3 protein-coding genes and 1 pseudogene are annotated in these 2,507 nt (G+C 64.2%); all 4 read right to left on the minus strand.

The features are described from left to right. A partial coding sequence (locus tag AWB67_RS36335; RefSeq protein WP_200822406.1) for a chloride channel protein occupies nt 1-569 on the minus strand: 569 nt, incomplete at its 3' end. 118 nt (nt 570-687) lie between these two features. Next, a complete protein-coding gene (locus AWB67_RS36340; RefSeq protein WP_087660681.1) occupies nt 688-1,491 on the minus strand; it encodes an aldo/keto reductase in 804 nt (267 codons plus the stop codon). 43 nt (nt 1,492-1,534) lie between these two features. Continuing rightward, nucleotides 1,535-2,272, minus strand: a complete 738-nt coding sequence (locus tag AWB67_RS36345) for a glutathione S-transferase (RefSeq protein ID WP_087660682.1) — start codon at nt 2,270-2,272, stop codon at nt 1,535-1,537. Nucleotides 2,273-2,396: 124 nt separating this feature from the next. Beyond that, nucleotides 2,397-2,507, minus strand: a pseudogene (locus AWB67_RS40305) (YeiH family putative sulfate export transporter); the annotation flags it as partial.

The following is a 2,507-nucleotide window of genomic DNA, read 5'->3' on the forward strand; positions in this document are numbered from 1 at the left end:
GTCACGAAGAACGCGCCCGCGATCGGCGCGTTGTACGCCGACGTGATCCCCGCCGCCGCGCCGCACGCGACGAGCAGGCGCAAACGCGGCGGATCGAAGTGGACGAAGCGCCCGATCAGCGACGACGCGAGCGCCGAAAGCTGCACCATCGAGCCTTCGCGGCCGATCGAGCCACCGGACGCGATCGTGAAGAGCGACGAGAGGCTGCGCCAGAGGCTTTGCCACACGGGCACGACGCCGTCGCCGATCGTCACTGCTTCCATGTAATCCGCGTGCGCCTGCTTCGCTTGGTGTCGCCGCGCGATCAGGAGACACACGCCCGCGATCAGCCCGCCGATGGCCGGCAGCACGACGCGCACCGGCCACGGCAGGCGCTTCGCCATATCGACGAAGCTGCCCGCCTCGCCGCCGAAAAACCGTTGCAGCTCATCGATGCCTTCGCGGAACGCGGCCGTCGCGAACGCCCCGGCGACGCCGACGATCACGGCCCAGACGAGCATCGTGTGGGCATCCGACAGGCGAAAGAGCGTTTGCGCGCGCGTGCGCAGCTTGAGCAGGAATGAAAGCACTTAAGGGACCGGAGGACCAAGGGGACAGAGCGCCGAAAGGATAGCACTCACAATGCTGCGAAAAAGCCCGGCGTGCGACGCAGGCCGGGCTTGGTCGTAGATCGATGAGGCCAGGCGCTCACCACTTCGGCGCGAACGGCGGATTCGCGTTGCGCCTGCCTTCGTCGAGCGCGTCGATGCGGGCGATGTCGTCGGCGTCGAGCCTCACTTTCTGCGCGTCCCAGTTGATCTCCTGGTGCTCCGCATTCGTCGACGCCGACAGCACCACGATCCCGCGCGAGAGCAGCCACGCGAACGTCACCTGTGCGGGCGTCGCGCCGTGCTTCTTCGCAATGTCGACGAGCGTCGCGTCGCTGTGCGCGCGGCCTTCGCCGAGCGGCATGTACGCGGTGACCTTCACGCCGAGCTTCTGCGTCGCCTCGACGAGCGCGCGGTTCGCGAGGAACGGGCTCACTTCGAACTGGTTCGTCACGATCTCGTTGCCGCCGGGCGCCTTCACCGCTTCTTCGAGCAGCGGCGCCGTGAAATTCGACACGCCGTAGTGCCGAAGGAGCCCGAGCGAGCGCGCTTCCTGGAACGCGGCGAGCGTCTCGGTGATCGGCACGACGCTGTCGGGCGACGGCCAGTGGATCAGCACGAGATCGATCGCGCCGATGCCGAGCTTCTCGTGGCTCACTTTCAGGCTCGCGATCAGGTCGTCGCGGCGCAGGCGTTCCCACCAGACCTTTGTCGTGACCCAGATGTCCTCGCGCGGGATGCCCGAATCGCGTACGCCCTGGCCTACTTCGGTTTCGTTGTCGTAGTACTGGGCGGTATCGATGTGACGATAGCCGAGCTGCAGCGCGCTCTTCACCGATTGCGCGGTTTTGCCGGCGGCGACGCGGAACGTGCCGAGACCGAATGAGGGAATCGTATCGACCATGCTTGTGGCTCCTTGTTTCAGATGGGTTCGAGAGAGACGCCCGTTACTTCGCGTCCTGATCGAGTTCGGGATAGTGCCTGAAGATGCCCGATTCGTTGAACGGAATGCGCCGCTCCGAATCGACGTAGAGCGCGATGTTCGGCCGCTCGAGCACCGCGTCGTGCAGCGCCGCAACACGCGGATAGTGCTTGCCGAATTTTCGCATCGCGCGCGGGAACGCGTAGTGCAGGCCATCGACGAGCTGGAACATCGAGAGATCGACGTAAGTCGTCGTCTTGCCGACCATCTGCGTGTCGCCGTCGGGGTTCTGCTTCAGCACCCGCTCGAAGTAGCCGAAAAACTTCGGAATGCGCGCTTCGATGAAATTCTTCGAGCAGATCTTCGCGGCGTCCTTCTGGTCTTCGTAATAGAGATCGGTGGCGAGCGGATGATGCGTGTCGTGCACTTCGGCGACAACGTCTGCGATCGTCAGTTGCAGGCCATGCGCGACGTAGCGCAGGTCGTCGTTCTTTGGAGCCAGGCCGAGCTTCGGGCCGAGATACAGCAGGATGTTCGCGACGTGCGGCACGATAAGCTCGCCGTCCTTGAGGAACGGCGGAGCGAATGGGATGTGCGGCTCGGTCTTGCTGTTCATGACCTTTATCATCGCGTCGGTGCCCAGGCCGTCCTTCTTAGCGCCGCGAGCGACGTCGATGTATTCTGCGCCCGCATCCTCGAGCGCGAGCCGGACGAATTCTCCGCGGCCCTGCAGGCCGTCCCAGTAATACAGTTCGTAGGGCATTGGCGTTTTCCTCTTCGCTTGGGTTTCGCTACGACATTGCTTTGAGACCCCGAGTTCAGCATCGTCCGTGCCATACAAAGCGAAAGCCCCGCGCGCGGGCGGGGCTTTTACGGCTTGTGCGGGCTCAGCCGAAGAGGTATTGCACGCCATACGTGATCGCCAATCCACCGCCGATCAGCCATGCATACAGGATCGCGCCAGTTGCCAGCGCACGCGGACCGGCTTCGCGAATTTG

This window comes from Caballeronia terrestris (genome assembly GCF_001544515.1).
Lineage (GTDB): Bacteria > Pseudomonadota > Gammaproteobacteria > Burkholderiales > Burkholderiaceae > Caballeronia > Caballeronia terrestris.

Excerpts from the sequence above, each read along its gene's own strand:
- AWB67_RS36340 (WP_087660681.1), bottom strand. The coding sequence starts at position 1,491 with ATGGTCGATACGATTCCCTCATTCGGTCTCGGCACGTTCCGCGTCGCC.
- AWB67_RS36345 (WP_087660682.1), bottom strand. The coding sequence starts at position 2,272 with ATGCCCTACGAACTGTATTACTGGGACGGCCTGCAGGGCCGCGGAGAA.